The sequence below is a fragment of the Paenibacillus endoradicis genome (assembly GCF_024721975.1).
The window spans coordinates 216,691-238,859 of the sequence record NZ_JANQBB010000001.1 but is presented as its reverse complement, the minus strand read 5'-3'; the positions used below and the strand labels follow the sequence as shown (position 1 = coordinate 238,859).

Below are 22,169 nucleotides of genomic sequence, written 5' to 3'. Positions count from 1 at the left end.
GCAACTTTTCATCGCAGAGAAGTTGACCATAGAAGCTCAATGAAAAGTTTTAGGAGGGTCACTATGAACAGCAAAGAGATTCATCGATTTGTACAGCGATACTTAGAAGCAACGCAATGCTCTATTCTCGAGAAATCGCCATATCATTTCAAAGTTAAGTTATCTCCAGCAGCAGATCGTGAACTAACAAATAGATATTATTACTGGAGTTTTATCGATCGGGTCAACGAAACTCCAGAGACGATGAGCTTTCTGTTTGTAACCGACGATGATAAATATAATGAATTAATCGAGTCTACTCCGGTTGTAGATCCCGTTGCAAAAACATTTGAGGAATCAAGCTTTGAAAGAGCGTACGGACTTGTCCCGAAACCAATTGCGCGTGTACCAAGGGAACATCTGCATTATGGTTCTGGTCGTCTCGAGCAACTCTTTCAATCGACCCAAGACAATGGTAGCTATGTTTGCCTATTCCAAGAGCCTAACGCGAAAGCACTACATCCTTATGCCTCCAGACCATATACAGTATGGCTTGGTGTTAATTATTGTGTGGAATTCAGTTCCGACCGCAAGCGAGAAGAAATTCATAGTCTAGGTATTTCACTCGTAACAGGTCACTGCGTAGAATCATTTCAAGGGCGGCTAGAGCAAATTAAGCTCTCTCCTCGTATCCCGCCAAATATTCATATCGCTAAAAACGGTATTGCCTATGCAAAAGCATTATCGATTGCAGAACAAACGATTGAGCGCAAATTAAAAAATTACGACTATCGTTGGGCAGAAGACGCTCAGACAAGACTTATCGAAGAACTTGCAAGATTGGCAAGTTATTACGAGCCTATGCTCGAACATGCTGAAGATGATGAGCGTCGTGAGCATGTTCGAAGCTTAATTCAAAAACGCGAAGAAGAAATTCGTTGGCAATACGAACCAAGAATAACTGTATCCGTCATAAACTGCGGATTATTTCATTTGGATGGCATTGATTAGTGGCTATATGACGTCTTATTCATCTTATCGGCAAAAATAGAACTCAGGACAATGCATATGGATGACAATATATAACAGTCTTCTTGAAGCTTGTCCACTATACTTCTAATGAGGTGATATCATGCATAACAAATCAATATCTAAACTGATCATTAGAGTAATGGTCGCTTTCCTGCTTTGCAGTAATTTATCTATAATGGCTTCGGGAACTATTCATGCTAAAGTTCATTCACTATCAGTTAAAGACCAAGGAGAGTTATGGGTTGATGAACTAGCCAATCAACCAGATTTTGAAAGTTGGAAAGAGGCGGAGCTTACAGTATCTCCACTCGGTCCGGGGACACATAGTTGGTTAATGTTAATTCAACACAGTAAACTAGGTACAATCGGATATATGGTTATACATAGTGATGGTAAAGGTGGTTATGTACTAGGGGAATATGGATTAGGCTCAGATGACTCTCTACAATACTTATCTACTAATAGATATAAATTACGTTATTACGATCCATTACATATGGTCGTATCGCAACAAGTGAACAATACTAATCAGTATTTCGAACCATTTACTTCGGAGCAATATGACCTAGGTTCAAAACATTTAATTGCAGCAAAAGTTTCTACACAAAAGCAAATAAGGCATGGAATAGCGTTCTCTCATGCCTTATTAACTGGATATGAATATCAATCATACTTTGCTCCTTATGACGTTATGCCTTGGCTAACTACAACTGCCTTGAATTCGGAATTCGAAGATGATACATCTATCGAAAACTTGATCGAATTCGGAAGTCAATTACGATATACAAGTTCTATCTGGAGCGATCAAGTCGAAGCTATCTACTCCGTAACAGGTTACCACGAATGGGAATTATTCGATCTATATATCGAACTACAACAAGACGATGAAAATATGAGACGATTCATTCCATTCGACTACTTACTGCAACAAGGAAATTTTTATAAACCACAATAATGCAATTATTGATCTTTTTTCTTAATCCACATTAACAGAGATGCTCCACCAACTCCAAACCATTTCGGTAGCCATTGCTCTTTTGTAGCTTTGGCTTCTTTTTTTGCTTGTTTACGATCTGCAACTGGCGTTTCGATATATTCCACAAGCTGTTCTGTTATATACTGTACATATTCTTGGCCTGTTATCTTACCCATTATCCATCGCCTCCTAATCATTTTGTAGCTTCATACATTAAGTATTGCCCCTTCATGTCCAGACCATTCATGAATGAAACTAATCAATGCAAGCCATCCTAAAGCAATATTGACTTGATTGGTTAAAGAGAGGCTGGGATAGGATGAAAAACCATTGTTTATTACTTAGCATTGCAATTTGTCTACTCATAGTAATAATTAGTTGCTCCCCAAATACAATTCAAGCTTCGAGCGTTATCTGGTCAACAGATACTAATGAGGATGCCGCTTCGTTGCATTACGTAGATGCTGAATTATCAAGATTAACAAATATAGATGGGGCTTATACAGAAATTATGTTCCCAACGACTGCTGTAATCATTGATGCTGGCCACGGAGGTATTGATGGTGGTGCATCATATCAAAACATTTTGGAAAAAGACATTAATTTGGCTGTTGCCAAAAAGTTATATGCCATATTACAAAGTAATGGTATTCCCACGATATTAAATCGTACAGGTGATTATGCATTAAGTGAAGATAATGATTGGCATAAAACATCATCACGTCATCTTAAAGATTTATCACAACGGATGGGTTTAACACGAGAGATTGAACATGTCATCTTCATTAGCTTACATGTCAATGCCGCTCCTAATGCAAGAGCAAACGGCCCACTTGTTTTACATCAGCACACAGGAGAAAGTTCATTGTTAGCAAACAATATTCAAGCGCCTATGAATGAATTATTTGGAACATCTAAACATGTGGTGCCAGTAAAAACATTCTATTTACTTAAATATATAAAGTCTCCTGCCGTTCTTGTGGAGTTAGGCTTTATTAGTAATGCTGCTGATCGCGAACGTCTTGTCACGAGTAATGAACAGACAAAAATTGCTTCTGCAATTGCAAGTGGAGTGCTACATTACCTCTGGATCAATTAAGTTAAAAAGTATTAATTCACTTACACGTACGAGCTGGCCACGTTGTGCAAATTGTGGAATAGAACGTAAAATTTCACTCGATGTATATTTACCTGGTGCACCAACATGTCCTATCATGACCGTATTTTCTTGACGTTCCATTAGAGCGTACGCTTTCTGCATTTGTTTGTGAACATGCTCTGCACTATATACATCATCTAGAAATAACTGATTTTCCGCATAAGGCACGCCTAACTCAGTCGCTACCTTTGCAACAACGGATTGGTATGTCGTTTTACTATCTAAATAGTACAAATTACGTTCTTTGCACACTTGCAAGACGATTCGCATAATACGTTCGTTGGAAGTAATCTTAGAACCCATATGATTATTCATACCGACAGCATGAGGTATATTATCAATAGCTTGTTCTACCTTTTGCCTTACTTCTTCATCCGTAAGATCTGCTGTTAGAGCTCCAGGTCCTAACCATTTTTTCAAACCTTTGTTTGGTTCCATTGGCATATGAACGATAACTTCATGACCTGCTTGATATGCTGCTTCAGCATCCTTTGTCGACGAAGGAAGAAACGGCATTACAGCTACCGTTATAGGAATATCTAATTTTAAAATCGCTTCTGTTCCGTCCATATCGTTGCCTAGATCATCAATGACAATTGCCATCAGATGAGTCCCGGATTTTATATTCTCACTGTATACTTTCTCTTGTCCTTCCATATAGAACGTGATCGCGATCATTAATGCAATAATACCTATCGATAGTTTTTTACCTGACTTCATCATATAATCACCTTTCATTTCCGTAAAATATGTCATTATATTGTCCTATTTCCAATAGCTTATGTATGAATACAAAAAGAAGCAGGATCAGAGAGTATATTACTTTCTCTGATCCTGCTTCATAATCATTATCCAATTCCATTGGAATCTATTTTGTAATACTAAATTTCGTTTGTTTAGTCGAACAAATCTTCAAATACACTAAATACAGTTTTTTTCTTTTTCTTATATGGACGACCATATTTATCATATCCATACTTACTATCGCCATGTTTATGACTATCTTTATTATAAGGCTGCTCATAATTTGACTGTTGATAGTTCGGTTGTTGATGATTGGCTTGCTGATAGTTTTGTTGTACATTTCCAAAAGTTTGTTGACTGTAAGGTTGTTGCGTGAAAGGTTGTTGATTAGCCTTCTGTTCATTCGGATTGTAGGATTGATCCATTGAAGTTCTAAGATGTTGAGTAGCTACTTGAGATTGTAATTGTTCAAATTCTTCTTGAGTCTCATTAATGCTTTGCATTAACTTCTCTAATTCACCACGGTCAAGCCAAACGCCTTTACAGCTAGGACAAATATCAATTAAAACTCCACTTTTTTCAACTTCTCGCAACGTTACTTGATCGCATACTGGACACTTCATACAATCACTCCTAGAACTTTTTGTTAGCTTCCGAAATACTTCTCATAAACAAAAAGAATCTTCGCAAGCTTAAAATATAAGACATGTTCAAAAAGCGGGCTTTCAGATCCAAGAAGATGAAGTAATACATGGAGAAGGAGGACATTCCAATGTACGTAGTTGGTACATGAGTCCAGGACTTCCCAAGTTCAATTCATATTCGATGCTGATTAAACTCCCTGCAGCACTTCGTTAGCAAAGACTGTTTATTGAACTTCCTCATTAGACTTTTTATATGAAGACAAGCTTATGACTATAACTAGTTAACGATTGATGGTCTTTCTTCTGTTGCAGCAATGTATACATATTCTCTGCTTAACTTAACAACTCGTCTACTTTTCTTACGAATCATTACACAACTATCATCCCAGGCAACAACGATACCTTGTACATCATTACTTTCAAGATTATCACGAACTACTCGAACCGTTTCACCTGAAACACGGTAATCATTCAATTGATCTTCAGATATCATTTCAAACCTCCTAAAACTTTTTATAGCTTCTTGATGTGCTTCTTAGTAATAAAAAGTTACTTCGAAAGCATAAATAAAAACTTCGTTACTTCTTTATTTACGTTCCACTCCACAATAAGTTACATTATTAGTTTGCATTTACAAAAAAGTCTCAATGAACGCCTCATAGCGTATCATTAAGACTTTTTGATCTATTTATTCGTTAATTGCATGATCTTTGGAATCAATCGTTTCGTACCATTCATCTAATACACGAGAAGACATGACCTGTTTCTCAATATAATCAACTTGCTTATCAGTAAACTGTTCTTTCCATTCACTTGATAATTCGTTGCATAACTTCACTATTGTAAGTAATTCAGACCATGCAACGTATCGTTTATACCAAAAAAATTGAGGGTGCTCAAGCATATAAGGATATAAATCATCAAATTCTGTATGCTTACAATCTAGTGCACGTTCGAAAGAAACTTTTGCACTAGCAATCTTTTCAGTTAAGAATTGTTCCGTAATATGTTCCATTGCTTACGCCTCCCCTTGGTCTTATTTCTATTATATAAGATGAACAAACTTAATCACAACTAAATTTGATGGAAAATTAATCTTTAAAGATAACTTCTCCAGAATTTAGTGAAGCAATTTTCACAAGTGATTCAACACGTACACCTTGCTCACGGAAATAATCTGCTCCAGCTTGGAAAGATTTTTCTACAACAATGCCCATTCCTATAAGCTCGGCACCTGATTGTTCAATAATTTTCACTATACCACGAGCTCCGTCGCCATTTGCAATAATATCATCTATGAACAATATTCTATCAGTCTCACTTAAAAACTGCTTGGAAATAACAAGATCGGAAACCATTCCTTTAGTGAATGAAGGTACTCTTTCAAGATATGAATTAGGATCATTTATAACCGTTTGTTTGCGTCTAGCAAATACCAATGGAACATTCAATTGTAATGCCGTCGCAAAAGCAGCCGGAATACCTGAAGATTCAATAGTCAATACTTTCGTAATACCCTCATTAGCGAATCGTGAAGCAAGTTCCTTACCCATATCCATAATTAGCGAAGGATCCACTTGCTGATTAATAATAGAATCTAATCTCAAAATATCATTTGATACAATAGCAGATTCCTCTAAAATTCTTTGTTTTAATTGTTCCATATAAATCCCTCCGCATTCAAATGAAAGTTCAAAATCGTTGGCTGTCAGTCCATGATTTTAAATTCCCACCAGTTTCTCTTTTACGTAAAATAACACAGGTTCGCTCTTCTAGCAAGCAAAGTCGTCACATCTACAAATATTTGGTTGTTTACTACAAGGTAAATCTCATAAGCTTTACACAAAAATCCAATGCTTGTCATGCTTGTCTATTTCACTTCATACAATAATAGTACATGTTCAAAAAGCGGCTTTTTGAACTACTTTTTATAGTAAATGTTGAAGTGAGAGTGAGGGAATCTTATGAACAGGCAAGATTGGATCAAATCGCTACAGATCGCTGCAATTTACATGGGCACGATAGTTGGAGCTGGATTTGCGACTGGCCAAGAAATATTACAATTTTTCACAAAGTACGGCCAATGGGGAACTATTGCAATTATAGCCTCTACCTTTTTATTTATATGGCTTGGCAATAAAGTCATGTTATTAGCCCAACAAATTAAAGCAAAATCGTATGAGGATTTGAACATTGCTTTATTTGGCCAACGGTTTGGTTCTTGGATCAGCATATTTATGCTTGTCGTCCTTCTCGGTGTATCAGCAGTTATGTTAGCAGGCGCCGGGACTGTATTTTATGAAAATTGGGATTTGCCATATCAGTTAGGTTTAATCTCAACTTGTATCGTCTGCTTTTTCTTACTACGCAAAGGATTAACTGCCATTATCGCTGTGAATTCAATCGTCGTTCCCATTATGCTTATATTCACATTTATTATTTTCTTCGATACGTTAGAAACACCTTATACAAGCAACTTTCTCCGCGCGCATACCGATTTCCCACTATGGACGATAGTTAGTACACCGTTCCTATACACTGCCTTCAATCTGTCACTTGCACAAGCTGTACTTGTTCCCATTGGTGCACAAACATCAAAGCCAAGCATTATTAAGTGGGGCTCCATCATTGGTGGCATAGGGATCGGCTTCATGCTTATGGTTGGACATATCGCGTTATCAGCACATATGCCCGGTATCACACAATTCGCTATCCCAATGGGTGGCATTGCGAGAAGTCTTAGTCAAGTCGTATACGTCATCTATATTTGTATAATATTTGCTGAAGTATTTACTACTTTACTCGCTGACGTATATGGATTAGCACTACAGATTCATGAAAGATCGAAACTGTCCATTAATTTAATCGTTATGTTTGTCCTAATTCTATGCTATTTGTTAAGTCAAATCGGTTTTGGCGTACTACTTTCAACACTATACCCGTTATTCGGTTTTATTAGCCTAGGATGGTTTCTACTCATCGCTATTAAAAAACTTAGCTGACCAAATTTCCACTAAATACAATGTCCAAATAGTTACAATGTTATCTATCCAACTGAATGGATACAGTATCTCCCGCTACCGCTTGTAATTGATCTCTCGTGTGTGGATGACAAGTAAAGTATAATAACTGACGTTCATTAGAAACTTCGCTTAACAGTTCCATGGCTGCCTGTAGACGTACCATATCAAAGTTCACGCACGGGTCATCTAACACTAATGGTAAATTAATATGATTCACCGCGGCCTCATGGATCGCGAGACGAATACATAGATATAATAGTTCAGACGTTCCTCGACTTAGCAATTCACTTTCCACTAGTGCTCCATTACTAGCACGTAATTGTAATGTCCCAAGCTCTGCATTACCAATAATTTGCGTATACGAACCATTCGTTAGTTTTACAAAATATTGTGAGGCTTTGAGAAGTACAGCAGGTTGACGTTCCTGTTCGTACTTCTCTTTTGTATTTTTAATAAGCAATTTACTTAAAGAGAGCTTCATATATTGAGTAACGTATACTTCAATCTGCGAGATAACTGCTTCCTTTTTCAATTGGAGCTGTTGATGTTCATCTGAACTGACTAACCGTTCTCTCTGCTGCAATAATCTACCCCTTTGTTCTATGATCTGTTGTTGCTCAGTGCGCAAATCATCCAAACATTGCTGCTCGATTATTGTTTTTTCCCGAATCCCATCCCCATCAAACTGTGTGAACATATGATCCAATGCTTCAACTTCCTCCACAGTAAGACCTGCTTTTCGTTGCAGTGCTAGCCGCTCGTATTGAACTTGCCATAATTCATATGACTTCATATGCTCGACAATTGCTAGCAAGTCGCCAATCGTCGTTGCTTGGTACTGCTCATAATATTGCGTCAACTGATTGTGTAATTGTTGTAGTTCTTGTTGTTTAACACGTTGTTGTTCGTGCAATTGCTGTAATTGCAATTGCAACGATGCTCGCTCTGCTAGGTTTTCCTTTTGAATCTGAATCTGGCTACGCATATTAGACAATTGAAGTTGTTGTGATCCTTCGGGCAACTGTTGAAGCCAGACTGCTTGAGTTAATCCGTATACATCATCCACATATTGATCAATTTGTTGTTCATACTGAACAATCATCATTTGTTGCTTGTCATAGTTATAATAATGGTGTTGAATATTCCGATACAGCTTCAGTATCTCACTAAAATGATCACACTCACATTGCGAAGGTAATTGTAGCTTCTGGGAAAAATGAGACCACTGTTCGTTAACTTGTTCAAGCTGAACTTGTAATTGTTGAAGTTGATTATCAATGCTATGTTGAGCTAATTCCAATTGTTGAGCTTGTTGTTCCACAACTAAAACCTGTTGATCTAGTTGTTCCCGCTTTTGTAATAATAATTGTAAATTGCCGATTTTCTCTTTCAACTCTCTGCGATGATCGTAATAATTACTTTCATTAATCGGTTGACTAAGCTCCACAATAAGCGATAACGCCCGATATAAACCTTTCATTCCTTCAGCTTGATCGTCATTCCGCTCGTTATTTCCGTATTGTTTGCTATTTCGACTGCCAGACCATTCCATCCCCGTTATTAGTACGGCAATTAAAGTCATCACAATAAGTATAGGCGATAACCAGATATTCCATGGTTCTAGCAAAACTTTACTTGATACTAATAGAGTAAAGATCACCAAAATAATAGAAAAAGCAGATAGCATAATGACACGTAAAGAGACAAATTCGTTTTTCTGAGATCTATTAACTCGACTATATCCATTACTTCTGCTGGTACGGACTGTATTACTCTGTGGCGATTCAATCCGCTCTGTAGCATGTACATTCATTCTTTCATAGTCATATTGACGGTAAGCCTCATCAAGTATAATTGTTGCCTCATGTAGTTCATCTCTTGTCTGTGGCAATAAACGATGGCTTTGCCTGAAAGTTTTCAGCTCTTGCTCTATTTGATCTATTTGATTTTGAGTTACTAGCAGTTGTTGATCGAGTGTCAGTAGTTCATTATCATATTTAGTCTGATCTTGTTCTAGCAGCTGTTGCTCTACTTGCAAATGTTTCATGGACGATAGTAATCGTTCATATTCTGTTACTTGCTCAGCAGACGGATTAAGTTGTCTCAACTGTTCTTTTGTCCAATAATTGGGTAACTGCTGTTGCAGCTCTACAATTACTTGCTGGAGTTGTTGTAGTTCATCTTGCCGAATGGCTAATTGCGATTGTTGTTCCATAATGACGCTACCCAATTGGAGATAATGGTCCACCGTTGCTGCTCGCGTTATGATATCTTCGTTAACGTTAATAGCAGTTATTTTTAGTTCCAATTGCTCTTCTGCTACTTGCATTTGTCTAATCTCGCCTGAGATCAGCTGTTCACTAGCTACAATTTGGTCTACATGCTGTGAAAAGCCATTAGGAATCCCTCGAACATATTGTAACTGTTCAAGTTGCCAGCTTACTTCTTGTTGCTCTAACCACCACTCTCGCTGGGACATTGCACGATTCATCATCTGTACAATGTTTTGCTGCCTTGTAAGTTGTACCTGTAAATCTGCATAGCGATAATCACATTGCTCAAGTTCTAATTGAACAGTGTTATATTGTTCAAGCTCCATCTCCACTTGCTTATATTGCTGTTGCAGTTGTTCGTATTGCTTAAGCTCTTGAATAAGCAGTTGATTCTGTCCTCTTGGTTTGAAAAGTTTGTCCTGCTCAGCTACGAGTTGTTTCTCTAACTCAGCAATCTGCTTACCACTTTCCCAACTCGCATGATATAAATATTGACTTAATTCATTTTCAGTCATAACACTTGTTGCTTGTAATTCATTCAACGTAATCGCACTTAACTGTTGAAATAATCGAGCATTAATACCAGATAGAAAATTACGTTCAAGATTAGCTTGCTCTACAATAGTGGCAGTAGCCATAGGGATGTATCGCTCGTTATTATTATCTTTCTCTGCTCGCGCAAGCTGCGCTTTACCTTGATGCTGTTCTCGATATCGCGTTAGTTGGTAGATTTCATCTTTATCTGTAATAAAAACGATGCTGCCTCCATGACTTCCCCCGTACACGGGCTCGAGAAAGCGATTGACTTGATTCTTTCGAGAAAAACCAAATAACATCGTGTGGATAAATTGAAACAAAGTACTTTTCCCTGCTTCATTATGACCATAGACAACAACAAGGGGCGCATCTAGTTGCAATGTTACATCTTGCATCTTACCAAACCCATTAATGTACAATTCTAAAAACTTCATATACTCACTCCTTGATCTTGATGGAGAAGGAGCCATTCTAATACTTTTTGCTTTGCCTCTGCTAGCTGAGCATGTTGTGAGGTCTCATCTAGTATTGATTCAGTTTGCCGTAGATATCGATTCAAGCTTTGATGCACGTATAACCCTTGCTGTGCTTCAGTAAATAACTGTTTCAGTTGCTCTGGCTGTCGTAATAATTGTTCATAATACGTTAAAAAATCTCCAATAAAACTTTGTTCCTGACGAAGTAACGCTTCATCATATTGTACTTGAGTATGTAATTGCAATTCATATATATATAACCATTCACTGCTCGAATCATCTTCGTACAAGCCTTGAATATGTGTAAGCATCTGCGCTACATTACCTGTTTGTTGTAACAATTCATGGATATACCCGCTACCTGTTAGCTCAACCGAAAGTAGTACACTACAATGGATTTGCTCTGCTAATAGTGTTGACGTGTGATGATTAATAGCGACAAGAAATTGTGCTTCATTCTCAATGGATGAAACATCTATAGATATCTGAAGCCATCTAATGGGTGCTAATGATAGAAATTGTAGTGTTGTCTCATGCTGTTCATTGACAGTGACGAGATAACAACCTTTATCGCCACTCTCTTTGCGATGCCTTCCTTGAGTATTACCTGGATAGACAACATAAGGAGATTGATGTAACACTTGACGCTTATGGATATGACCCAGTGCCCAATAATTATATTGATGCACTAATAGATCAGATAATTGACAAGGCGCATATGGATCATGCTCACTAACATTGCCCACATTACCATGGTATAGTCCAATATGATAACCTTGCTCTGGCTCACGCTTATATTGCTTTGCTAAATTATCCATCACATGTCTAGTAGGATAAGATATACCGTGTACATAGGCGAGAATGGATCCATTATCATTCGTGACTATCTTCGTTGATACAACGGAACTAGAAAATACATGTACATTATCAGGATAAGGGAATGGTATAGTCTGTCCTGCAAGATGATCATGATTTCCATGAATAATATAGATACTAATCTGATACTTTCTTAGTCGTTCATATTGCTGTAATAGAAACAATTGTGCTTTCAATGAACGATCACTTTCATCGAACAAATCGCCACTTACGACGATAAATTGCACCTGCTGCGTGATTGCAGTATCAATAAGCCGTTTAAATGCAAGGAAGGTCGCCTCAAGAAGCGACTCCCTCACATATGTTGGAACAGTTGTTAGTCCCTTAAACGGACTGTCAATATGCAAATCAGCGGCATGAATAAAGCGAAATGGAATTGCCATTTCAGCACCACCTAATCCTTAGTACTGAGAAACTTCATGATATACTTTGTTCAATTGTGCAATAACACGTTGCAAAGAATAATCTCGCTTTGCTTTTTCAGATGCTTCTCTAGCAAGCTGATATCTATAATCTGGATCAATAATAACTGTTTCCAACGCATCTGCTAGAGCAGCATGGTCCTCCACAGGTACTAGTAATCCGTTAATTCCATTCTCAATTTGCTCTGATATACCACCTACATCCGTCCCTATTAGTGCAAGTTGACAAAGCGCTGCTTCAGCAAATACTGAGCCAAAAGCTTCCGCTCGAGATGGCAGTACAAATATATCAAAGAAAGGCATAAATTCTTCTGGATGAAGCATGTAACCGTAGAAGATAATATCATCATATAACCCAAGATCTTGCGCCATCGTTTCTAATTCTTCACGGATTGGACCATCTCCAATTAGATGCAAGACGAAAGGATGTCCTCTTTCTTTTAACTTCGCACACGCTTCTAGCAACACATCAAGCCCTTTGGCTGGTACAAGACGACAAACTGATATTAATTGTGCGACTTCATTCTCATGGGCAATCGGACGGAATCGCTTCTCATCAAAGCCATTCGGGATAACTTTAATGCCACTTGCGTTTTCAACGTAATCGTTGAGATACGTTTGGAATGCATGTGATACTGTTAATATTCGATCTGCGCGATCTTCTAATTCCCGATAAATATTCGTTAAAAATTGATGCTCAATACCGTTTACTTGTATTTTATTGTTCAAAATTAGCTCTCGTTCATAGCTAGAATGTAGTGTCAATATAAGCTTCGTGTCTGGAAATATCTCTTTCATCGCTAGAGCCGCAATCGGATGATGAGCGTGAATAAGATCATACGACTTTTTGATCCGTAATTTAACCCACCATAAATAATCACGATAAGTCTGAATATATTTATCTACGAGTTTATTTCCAAGAAAAGGTGTCACATCAAAAGTCTTAAATACGACTTCATCCGTTCCTTTATTTCTAATTCTTTTCGGTAAAGAAAATAATTCCATCTCATATTCCATCTGATTGAATCGCTCTCGAATATAAGGCACCATTGAGGATACTCCACCCGGTTGCTCCGGCGGGAAAAACAATGCTTGTAAAATTTGCATAGGTACCAACTCCTTAAACTTTTCATTTCGACCAATTTAATCATCCTTCAGATGAAAAGTATCATCGGAGGCATAGGCTAAAAATAATTCATACATTAATTCGCCAAATTATGATATATTAGAACATATGTTTCGTTTATGACATACTACTACTATACATTGAGGATATATGAATGAACAACCTTTCAATTAATACCACTCTTATTGAGCTTTTTTCCATCACTACATGTAGTATTATTATTTTGCTTATGATCGTCATGGCTATACGAATTATGTCCAATTATCGGAATAAACTGATTTATATTATTTTAATTTCTACTCTTGCTATTACTCTAATCCGTCAAATAATTGTTGGGTTAGACGTGTGGTATCAGCAGCCAATACCGACTTACTTATATATTATTTCGACAAGTATACAGCTAATCTCCTTTATCATCTTAAATTTTGTGCTGATGAAGATGTATTCTGTTGGGACAAATTTAAGAAAAACACCTATTACTATGCTACTATTAGGAGCCGTTGCACTTACAATCGTTAACTGTATCGTCGATCCATACTCAATCATTTTTAATAATGTAGAGTACTATGCATTTCCAATTATGGATTTCTATATGTTTATCTTAATTATTACTATGCTTGTCGAGACTCGTCATATTCAAATGACAACCCCATATTATATTAGCTTAATGGTAATGTTCATGTACGAGCTTGCTTATCTACTACATATGTACGTATTTGAAATGGATCAGCGATGGCTATTTTACTTAGTCGTCTCATTGCCAGTTATTTATTTCGCACTTATCTTCTTCTTATTGTTTGAATGGGTACTTGAACGTTTATTATCGACGTATCAATCTTCTATCGTTGACGGACTAACTGGATTATATATTAGACGCTATTTCCAGAAAAAATTAACATCAATTATTGCACGTAAACAAGTAGCTATAATATTTTGTGATATTGACAACTTTAAACGATTAAATGATACTCAAGGTCATCAAGTAGCTGACAAAGCATTACAACAGGTTGCTTCCATCTTGAAAGAGGAAGTATCACCATTCGGTATCGCTGGACGCTATGGTGGCGAAGAATTACTCGGAGGTATCGTCATTGACCGTATTAAGCCGATGCAGATTGCTGAGCGAATTCGCGCTAGAATTGAATTAGAAACGATCGTTACCGTTAGCGTTGGTTTCAGTACGACTAAAGAAGCAGACAATCTTACATTGTTAATTAAGCAATCGGATGAAGCGATGTACTATTCCAAATCTACAGGTAAAAATAAAGTTTCGGCCTATCGTTCTTTACCTGCCGCTGTCAAAAATAAAGTTTGAAATTGAATAAATAAGGGCATCTAATCGACTCTACCAGAGTCTTTAGATGCCCTTATTTATTGAGTAATATAGCTATTCAAATGTACTGACACAGTCAGATTAAGTTAATATAGCCTACTCTAACTATATATGTAGACTACCTTCAGCCCATACGAAACAACTGCCCTCTTGAATGACGATCTCGTCTTCAAGCATTAACGTGGCTGAACCGCCACGTATTGATAGTTGTACTACTTTTAGAATTGTATTATTTCTTAGTCGTTTCATCCAATACGGAGCAAGCGCACAAAATGCTGAACCAGTAACTGGATCTTCATCAATGCCAATACGTGGGTAGAATGTACGACACACGATATCAATTGATGGGTCATCTGCACGACTAGTCACTACAACACCACGCGCGTCTAATCCAGCAATCAATGAAAACTCCACTTGTAACTGTCGAACATCTTGCTCATCTGCTAGCTCAACGATATAATCCATCCGATTTTTACTAACTGCTCTCGGAATTACACCAAGTGCTGTAATGAGATCAGATGGCGCCGAGCAAGCTACAGGTGACTCTTGCGGCAACCTCATCCTAAGAACCCCATCATGTAGGCTAACAACAAGCTCTCCACTTAATGTGTGAAAATGGATGGTAATGTCTGTTGGAACAATACCGAAATGATACAAATAGTGCGCTGATGCCAGCGTAGCGTGACCACATAAATTCACTTCAACTTGTGGTGTAAACCATCTTAGTTGAAATTGGTTATTCGTTGCACCTCTATATATAAATGCTGTTTCTGATACATTCATTTCTGCAGCAATCTGCTGTAGTTGTGGATCTCTTAATTGATCTTGTTCTATGACAAGCACTGCAGCAGGATTACCTGTGAATGGCCCATCTCCGTACGCATTAATCATCGCATATGGAATGCTCATCTCTAGCAACTCCTAAGTATTAAGCTTCATCCTCTATCGGTATGAGAATATCAACAATTTCTTCTTCCCAATGCTGACCTTCAAGATAGAAAATTTCAAGTGACACTGCTTGATCTAGCCGCTTATAACCATGTTCTTCGATCCATGCTTTTAGCATTTCATAGCCCTCGCCCATTCTTTGAGAGGAACTACTAACTAAAGCATATCGATGCATCGGAATCGTGATCGCAACCATACCTTGGGGCAGCGGATCTTCACTGTACTCAGATTCAAAACAAGCCCAATACGTAGCAAATGTCTCATTACCAAAGTACGGACAATACATCACATTTGACTGTATAACATGATTCAGTTCATGCTTTCTTGCAAGAAAATCGGTCTGCAGGCGAATCGCTTCATCCGGAAAAGATGAATATGGTCCACAATAAGGAACTCCAACAAGATGCAGCGTTGATTTATTAACAATTGAGCAAGTTTCCATGCTATACTCCTCCTAAAACTTTTCATCAACTTCCTAATATAACTTCCAAGTATATGAAAAGTACTTCGGAAGCGTTAGCTGAACAACAAGATCTATATTATAGCTAGTCTCGGTCAATATTGTAGCATAAATCAATATGAAAATGAAAGTTATTCACTTTCAAGTCTCTTCATGAAATCTTCCATTGCACTATAGCCTTGTTGCTTCAAATACCAGTTGTTTGCCGCAGCCTCGATTAACCCCGCAACATCTCTTCCAGGCTGTAATTGAATCTCTAGATGTGGAATTTTCACACCCATGTACTCTACAAAAGTTGGTTCAAGATCAAGATCATTATTGAGATCATTTTCGCGCCAACGAGTCAATTCAATATCTAGTGAAATTCTTGACTCATCCTGAAATGCCTTCCGACCATATAAGCGTACAACATTGATCAGTCCCACACTGCGAAGTGCAAGAAATTCTTTGGTTTTCTCATTGTGTGAACCGATAAGTGCATGCTGGCTGAGCTTTTTCAGCACGATAATATCATCCGCTACAAGGCGATGTCCACGACGGATTAATGTATGTGCTGTTTCACTTTTGCCGATGCCTGATTTACCACGAATAATAATTCCGATTCCAGATACATTCATACATATGCCATGTATAGATTGCTCAGGTGCTAACTGCTTCAACAGATAATGATCTAACTTTCCAATAAATGTCGCCGAATCATCACTCGTCCGTAATAAAGGAATGCCTTCCTCTTCACAATATTTTTTTAAATATTTTAGTCCATCTTGACCTGCTGTAACGATAAAACAAGGTGGATGATACTTTACAATATTTCCAATATGATGATTTCGTTGTTCCTCAGTTAACCCATGCAAATATGTAATTTCTTTGCGGCCCAATATTTGAATATGTTTTTGAGGAAAAAATTCAAAATAACCGACAAACTCAAGTCCAGGTCGATATGCTCTCGCTTTCGTAATCGTGCGATGCAGCTCATTAGCACCAGCGATAACTTCCAAGGAAAACTGATTAATTAGCTCTTTAACCTCTATTACCTTCATCACCAATACCTCCATCGTGGCAAAAAACGCCCTCGTATATGTCTACGAGAGCGAGTTTCTTTTTATTTATTATATACTTGTTGATTCGTATAATCTAGTTGAGATATACAGAATTTAGAAGTTGAATACAAAGTCATCATCAGTTAATGGTTCAACATTCAATGTACGCACATAACCATTTCCTTTTTTCGAGAAGAAATCATGTTGTTTCGTGCTAGTACTAATTCCGTTCAACACAATTGGATTAATGGCTTCTTCTTCAAAATGAGGTTCAAGTCCAAGATTCATCAGAGCCTTGTTTGCATTGTAACGAACATAAGCTTTAACTTCTTCTTGTAATCCAAGATCTGAATACAACGAATCCGTGTAAATCACTTCATTGTCATAAAGTTCAAGCAACAGATCAAGAACTTCTTGTGTAAGTTTATCTTGCTCTTCTTGAGAGAATGTCGCAGCAATTTCTTGTGCAAGCACACCGATATACAATCCGTGAATACTTTCATCGCGTAAGATTAAGTCAATAACCTCACCACTACTCGTCATTCTTCCTTGTCCAGCTAGATATAGTGGGTAGAAGAAACCACTATAGAATAAGTAGCTTTCCAATAGAACAGAAGCTGCCATTGCTCTATAAAGATCACGATCGTTCTCAATGCCATTGTACCAATCTGCAATAATACCAGCTTTTTTCTGTAACTGTGGATTGTTTTCTACCCAGATGAAAATTTCATCAATTTCCTCAGTAGAAGCTAGTGTCGTGAAAATACTACTGTATGATTTCGCATGAATTTGCTCCATCATTCCCATAAAGCCTAACACTGCTTTACGTTGTAAACCTTCCACATGCTCCAAAATCTTCGGCATACCAACACCGCCTTGAACGGTATCAAGTAATGTCAAGCCACCTAGTACTTTTTTATATAAAGAACGCTCATCTAGCGTCATTAATTCCCAATCCATTTTATCATCTGATAAAGGAATCTCTTCATCCGTCCAGAATTGCATAACATTTTGTTGCCAGAACGTTTGAGTAAAATCGTCGTCAGGACGGTTCCAGTTTACTGCTTTCATGTTCAGTATACTCCTTCACAATATGATGAAATACAGCTGCGCTTTATACGGCGCAGCTTGTACATTCCTCGATAGTTAGTCGTTTTGTTCTTGTATAGTATAAGGATTTCAATCCTTTTTGTGCAGCGTAAATGTAGAAACGAGAAAGTTCACGCGTCGTAACATTACTATTAACATGGAGTACAGTTGATACGCCCTGGTCAATATGCTGTCCTAGCTCTGCGATAAGATCAATCAATTTGAACTGATCGATGTTATAAGCAGATTTATAGAAGAAGAAGTTATCCTGTGCTAAATACGGCATTGGGTAATATGTTGTTGAGTTAGCATACGTACGAGTTTCAATATGTTCAACAATCGGCATTACACTTGACGTTGCATTTTGAATATAAGAAATACTTTGAGTCGGTGCAATCGCTAAACGGTAAGCGTGGAATAGTCCATGCTCTTGTACTTTACCTTTAAGCTCTTCCCAATCAGCAGGACCTGGGATATGCATACCATCGAATAGTTCTTGTACACGAGCTAGCTGAGGACGGAAATCCGTTTCAACGTAACGATCGAAATACGTACCTTTTGCATATTCAGAACGATCAAAGTCTTTAAACGTTGCTTTACGTTCTTTTGCAATTTCCATACTTTTCTCGATGGAATAGAAATTCATCATCATGAAAAATACGCCTGCAAATTCACGAGCTTCTGGACTTTCATAAGCAATCTTATTTTTTGCAAGATATCCATTAAGGTTCATTGCGCCAAGACCTACTGAGTGAAGTTCATCATTCGCTTTACGAACGCCAGGTGCGTTATCGATTTGCGAAAGATCACTTACTGTAGTTAAAGCTTCAATACCAACATGTACGGAATCTTTAATTTCTTTGCGTTCCATTACATTTACAATGTTCAAGGAAGCAAGGTTACAACTTATATCGCGACGAATGATATCTTCATATCCATAGTCGTTAATTTCCGAAGTTTCTTGCAATTGGAAAATCTCAGTACATAGATTAGACATTTTTACAGAACCAATGTCTTTCAATGCATGCCATTTGTTAGCATTGCTCTTGTTCATAATGTATGGATATCCAGATTCAAGTTGAATCGATGCAATTTTTGTAAGCATTTCACGTGCAGTCATTACAACTTTTTTCTTAACATTGTCATTTGCTAGTAATTCATCATACATAGCATCAATGTCAATATCATCAAGATGTTGACCGTACTCTTTGTATACGGAATATGGTCCGAATACATGTAGAGGTTTGTTTTGTGCTGCTAAGTCATAGAACTTGTTAGGAATAATAAGGCCGATTGATAATGTTTTGATACGAGATTTCTCGTCAGCATTAATCTTTTTGCTATCTAAGAATTCGATAACGTCCCAACCGAAGATATTGTAATATCCAGCGCCAGAACCTTTACGTTGACCCATCTGATCCGCATAAGAGAATGCATCCTCCATTAGCTTCAGAACAGGCATAACTCCTTTTGCAGCGCCTTCTACACCTTTAATCGGTTCACCACGACCACGTAGCTTGGATAGGTTGACAGCAACGCCACCACCGATTTTGGAAAGTTGCATGCATGTGCCAAGCACATAGTTAATGGAGTTCAAAGAATCATCCATTTCAAGCAAGAAACATGACACCATCTCACCACGACGACTCTTACCAGCATTAAGGAATGTTGGAGTCGCAGGCTGTAGACGTTGATCAATCATTGCCTGTGCAATGCGAGTAGCTCTTTCGATGTCACCTTCGCCAAGATGCAAAGCTACGATCGAAACACGTTCATGATACTGCTCAAGATATTGTGCCTTGTCATTTGTTTTCATAGCATAGTCTTTATAAAATTTTGAAGCAGCCATATAAGATTGGAATTCAAAATTTGCCGCCTCAGTAAGATCAAAGATTGTTTTCACTTGATCATATGTATATTTGTCATATACGTTGTCATAGAAATCATTCTCGATAAGATAGTCCAGTTTATCTTTCAAAGAAGCAAACTTAACACTTTTTTCGTCAACTTCAGCCATAAATGCTGCAACTGCTTCTTTATCTTTTTCTAGCTGGTAGAAACCGTCTGCTCCGCGTTGCAAGAGCTCATTATTCAGTTCAATATGTTTCAATGGTTTGCACCCTTTCCATGAATTGTAGCGTGTCTTTATTTGTGCCAGAAAGTTCGAACTTAGAAATGACCGGTACATTGTACGTCTCAGATATTGTATCAGCACTTTTTGCGAAGCCAGTGCCCCAGTTACGGTTACCACTTGCTGAAACGCCTCTCAACATATTGTGGTTATCTTGCAAAAAATCATTGACTTTCTGCGGGACTTGTCCAAAGCCTGTTGTATATGTAATAAGAACGTACGGCTCGTCCACCTTGGGCATCTCATCAATAGAGACTGCGGGCATATTTAATTTCTTCACAAAGCGTTTGACATTGCCTGTCTTAGAGTCATATACAACTAACATTTCCCACTCTCTCCCCCTACCATTTATCCCAATCAAAAAGCGCTCTACCCCCTATACATGACAGGCAGATGCGCTTGTAGTCGGAACCATGGTGTAAGCAGTTAAACTGCTAGATTGCTATATCCATAACTAGATATAGTCGATGAATAGAATCATACCTCAATATATAGGTGGAGTCAATGAGATTTCGTCATATTCTTTGCAATTTAAGCTATGAAAATATTTTCATAACGCTCGTCCCAATAGGGGCTTGAGATTTCGCCACTCGACTATTTTATCAGATAGCGTTATGATGTGATAGTGACATTTTATAGATCGTTTTGGAGGCGCTTATGAAAGCAATACTATCAACAGAAGAAGCTCTTAACAGACTTGAACAATTATGCCAAGCAAGCCAAATACAAGATATTGAATTGGTGAAGTACATAGAACATCAAGCAGCTGAAAATGAGCAGCTTAAGCTTACTTTACACAAATTACGCACAACGATCGCACAAAAGGGAAACACTATATCTAGTATGCACAGTAAATTGACTGATGCACTGAGAGAATAGTAAAAGGCTGTGCCATAGGTTAACTATGGACAGCCTTTTTACTACTAACGGTAGTTCAAAAAGCGGACTTTGATAACGATGTATATGCTAATGTAGCTTCGTCGGCATCGAATATGCCACCCATCGAAAGCCTGAGTGTGCTCACGTACACATAACGTACGCTGTGCTACTCGTTTCCGCTGTGAGTCATCTTCTCGGTTCTTAAAGCCCGCTTTTTGAACTTTCATTTTCAGTAACAATTCAAAAAACGAACATACACAAACTAACACCATTTACTTAATGGCAACGAAGAACAAACGAGTTGAGTGGTCGTCAGCTGCCTTTAACTGAAAATCACTATACAGATGTATATGAGTAAAGCCGACTGAGCGTAATGCCCCTTCTAACCACTTAGAACTATATGCTCGTTGGACATGTTCCTCATCTATTCTACTATAGCGACCATCAGGTTCTTGAACAAATATCGAGAGAAAATGTTCGATAATATGATCATCCTCATCATAATCACTACTCCACATGTATGAGATTCCGTTCTCATCATATACAAATGGCTGATCCGCAGCATATTGCTCAAAGCGCGTAATTGGATGGACATCGAATATAAAGCTACCACCTTGCTTCAATTGGTCATACGTAGCTGATAATGTAGCTAACAGATCATCTTCATCGACAATGTAGTTCAAGCAATCACAGAATGAGATCACTGAGTCTACTTGTTCTAACACTTCCCACTGGCACATATTTTGCTCAAGCAATGTAAGATTACCATTCATCGAAGATTGTTGCGCCCACTTCTGCTCCGCTACAGCTAGCATATCACTCGATAGATCAATACCAACAACTTCATACCCATTGATCGCTAAGGGTATAGCAATACTACCTGTACCACACCCTAGATCTACAACTTTTTGCGGTTTTCCGTGTTGTTGCCATACGGCTTCAGCGAAAGTGATCCACTCTTCATAGGGCATATCTGCCATAAGTCGATCATACACCGTAGCAAATTGACCGTATGATTCCAT

Annotated in this window: 22 protein-coding genes; 6 read left to right on the top strand and 16 right to left on the bottom strand. The window is 37.9% G+C overall.

Translation table 11 applies throughout. The features are described 5' to 3' along the window. Positions 1-63: 63 nt before the first annotated feature. A complete protein-coding gene (locus NV377_RS01055; RefSeq protein ID WP_258199327.1) occupies positions 64-990 on the top strand; it encodes a YqhG family protein in 927 nt (308 codons plus the stop codon). A gap of 121 nt (positions 991-1,111) precedes the next feature. After that, complete coding sequence (locus tag NV377_RS01050) at positions 1,112-1,966, top strand: hypothetical protein (protein WP_258199326.1); 855 nt, start codon at positions 1,112-1,114, stop codon at positions 1,964-1,966. A gap of 5 nt (positions 1,967-1,971) precedes the next feature. Here the strand turns inward: NV377_RS01050 and NV377_RS01045 are convergent, their stop codons facing one another. Next, a complete protein-coding gene (locus tag NV377_RS01045; protein WP_258199325.1) occupies positions 1,972-2,163 on the bottom strand; it encodes a YqzE family protein in 192 nt (63 codons plus the stop codon). 143 nt (positions 2,164-2,306) lie between these two features. On the opposite strand from NV377_RS01045, the gene NV377_RS01040 reads away from it, so the two are divergent. Next, a complete protein-coding gene (locus tag NV377_RS01040; protein ID WP_258199324.1) occupies positions 2,307-3,086 on the top strand; it encodes an N-acetylmuramoyl-L-alanine amidase family protein in 780 nt (259 codons plus the stop codon). Here NV377_RS01040 and NV377_RS01035 read toward each other — a convergent pair. The 5 genes from NV377_RS01035 to NV377_RS01015 all read right to left on the bottom strand — a co-directional run bounded on the left by NV377_RS01035 (position 3,063) and on the right by NV377_RS01015 (position 6,198). Further along, complete coding sequence (locus NV377_RS01035; RefSeq protein WP_373425796.1) at positions 3,063-3,866, bottom strand: divergent polysaccharide deacetylase family protein; 804 nt, start codon at positions 3,864-3,866, stop codon at positions 3,063-3,065. The two genes, NV377_RS01040 and NV377_RS01035, sit on opposite strands and share 24 nt — an antisense overlap. 176 nt (positions 3,867-4,042) lie before the next feature. Continuing rightward, positions 4,043-4,513, bottom strand: a complete 471-nt coding sequence (locus tag NV377_RS25765) for a TFIIB-type zinc ribbon-containing protein (RefSeq protein WP_308860044.1) — start codon at positions 4,511-4,513, stop codon at positions 4,043-4,045. 298 nt (positions 4,514-4,811) lie between these two features. Then, positions 4,812-5,027, bottom strand: a complete 216-nt coding sequence (locus tag NV377_RS01025; protein ID WP_258199322.1) for a hypothetical protein — start codon at positions 5,025-5,027, stop codon at positions 4,812-4,814. Positions 5,028-5,222: 195 nt separating this feature from the next. Further along, positions 5,223-5,549, bottom strand: coding sequence for a hypothetical protein (locus tag NV377_RS01020; RefSeq protein WP_258199321.1), 327 nt, complete (start codon positions 5,547-5,549; stop codon positions 5,223-5,225). A 76-nt stretch (positions 5,550-5,625) separates the two neighbouring features. Beyond that, on the bottom strand, positions 5,626-6,198 hold the full coding sequence (locus tag NV377_RS01015) for a xanthine phosphoribosyltransferase (protein WP_258199320.1): 573 nt from the start codon (positions 6,196-6,198) through the stop codon (positions 5,626-5,628). A gap of 300 nt (positions 6,199-6,498) precedes the next feature. Between NV377_RS01015 and NV377_RS01010 the strand changes: the two genes are divergently transcribed. Continuing rightward, a complete protein-coding gene (locus tag NV377_RS01010; protein WP_258199319.1) occupies positions 6,499-7,536 on the top strand; it encodes a YkvI family membrane protein in 1,038 nt (345 codons plus the stop codon). Positions 7,537-7,576: 40 nt separating this feature from the next. Here the strand turns inward: NV377_RS01010 and NV377_RS01005 are convergent, their stop codons facing one another. Genes NV377_RS01005 through NV377_RS00995 form a run of 3 tightly spaced genes read right to left on the bottom strand, consistent with a single transcriptional unit; the run spans position 7,577 to position 13,248 of the window. Continuing rightward, positions 7,577-10,801, bottom strand: a complete 3,225-nt coding sequence (locus NV377_RS01005; RefSeq protein WP_258199318.1) for an AAA family ATPase — start codon at positions 10,799-10,801, stop codon at positions 7,577-7,579. Beyond that, on the bottom strand, positions 10,798-12,102 hold the full coding sequence (locus tag NV377_RS01000) for a metallophosphoesterase family protein (RefSeq protein ID WP_258199317.1): 1,305 nt from the start codon (positions 12,100-12,102) through the stop codon (positions 10,798-10,800). The genes NV377_RS01005 and NV377_RS01000 overlap by 4 nt, the downstream gene beginning before the upstream one ends. 18 nt (positions 12,103-12,120) lie before the next feature. Beyond that, the gene (locus tag NV377_RS00995; protein WP_258199316.1) at positions 12,121-13,248 is read right to left on the bottom strand and encodes a glycosyltransferase family 4 protein; all 1,128 of its coding nucleotides are present in this window, start codon (positions 13,246-13,248) and stop codon (positions 12,121-12,123) included. A 173-nt stretch (positions 13,249-13,421) separates the two neighbouring features. On the opposite strand from NV377_RS00995, the gene NV377_RS00990 reads away from it, so the two are divergent. Continuing rightward, positions 13,422-14,582 (top strand): GGDEF domain-containing protein, encoded by a 1,161-nt coding sequence (locus NV377_RS00990; protein WP_258199315.1) that lies wholly within the window; start codon positions 13,422-13,424, stop codon positions 14,580-14,582. 123 nt (positions 14,583-14,705) lie between these two features. On the opposite strand, the gene NV377_RS00985 is transcribed toward NV377_RS00990, so the two are convergent. From NV377_RS00985 to nrdI, 6 genes are all read right to left on the bottom strand, one after another. Beyond that, the gene (locus NV377_RS00985; RefSeq protein ID WP_258199314.1) at positions 14,706-15,509 is read right to left on the bottom strand and encodes a PhzF family phenazine biosynthesis protein; all 804 of its coding nucleotides are present in this window, start codon (positions 15,507-15,509) and stop codon (positions 14,706-14,708) included. Positions 15,510-15,528: 19 nt separating this feature from the next. Then, entirely contained in the window at positions 15,529-15,990 is a 462-nt protein-coding gene (locus NV377_RS00980; protein WP_258199313.1) for an effector binding domain-containing protein, read from the bottom strand. A gap of 149 nt (positions 15,991-16,139) precedes the next feature. Next, positions 16,140-17,048, bottom strand: a complete 909-nt coding sequence (gene hprK, locus NV377_RS00975; RefSeq protein ID WP_258199312.1) for an HPr(Ser) kinase/phosphatase — start codon at positions 17,046-17,048, stop codon at positions 16,140-16,142. Between the two features lie 114 nt (positions 17,049-17,162). Then, positions 17,163-18,119 carry a class 1b ribonucleoside-diphosphate reductase subunit beta gene (nrdF, locus tag NV377_RS00970; protein WP_258199311.1) on the bottom strand — a complete coding sequence of 319 codons (957 nt, stop codon included), beginning with the start codon at positions 18,117-18,119 and terminating at the stop codon, positions 17,163-17,165. 43 nt (positions 18,120-18,162) lie between these two features. Further along, positions 18,163-20,247, bottom strand: coding sequence for a class 1b ribonucleoside-diphosphate reductase subunit alpha (gene nrdE / locus NV377_RS00965; protein ID WP_258199310.1), 2,085 nt, complete (start codon positions 20,245-20,247; stop codon positions 18,163-18,165). Then, entirely contained in the window at positions 20,234-20,593 is a 360-nt protein-coding gene (nrdI, locus tag NV377_RS00960) for a class Ib ribonucleoside-diphosphate reductase assembly flavoprotein NrdI (protein WP_258200330.1), read from the bottom strand. The genes nrdE and nrdI overlap by 14 nt, the downstream gene beginning before the upstream one ends. 332 nt (positions 20,594-20,925) lie before the next feature. Between nrdI and NV377_RS00955 the strand changes: the two genes are divergently transcribed. After that, positions 20,926-21,147 (top strand): hypothetical protein, encoded by a 222-nt coding sequence (locus tag NV377_RS00955; RefSeq protein ID WP_258199309.1) that lies wholly within the window; start codon positions 20,926-20,928, stop codon positions 21,145-21,147. Between the two features lie 272 nt (positions 21,148-21,419). Here NV377_RS00955 and NV377_RS00950 read toward each other — a convergent pair whose 3' ends face one another. Next, the gene (locus tag NV377_RS00950; protein WP_258199308.1) at positions 21,420-22,169 is read right to left on the bottom strand and encodes a class I SAM-dependent DNA methyltransferase; all 750 of its coding nucleotides are present in this window, start codon (positions 22,167-22,169) and stop codon (positions 21,420-21,422) included.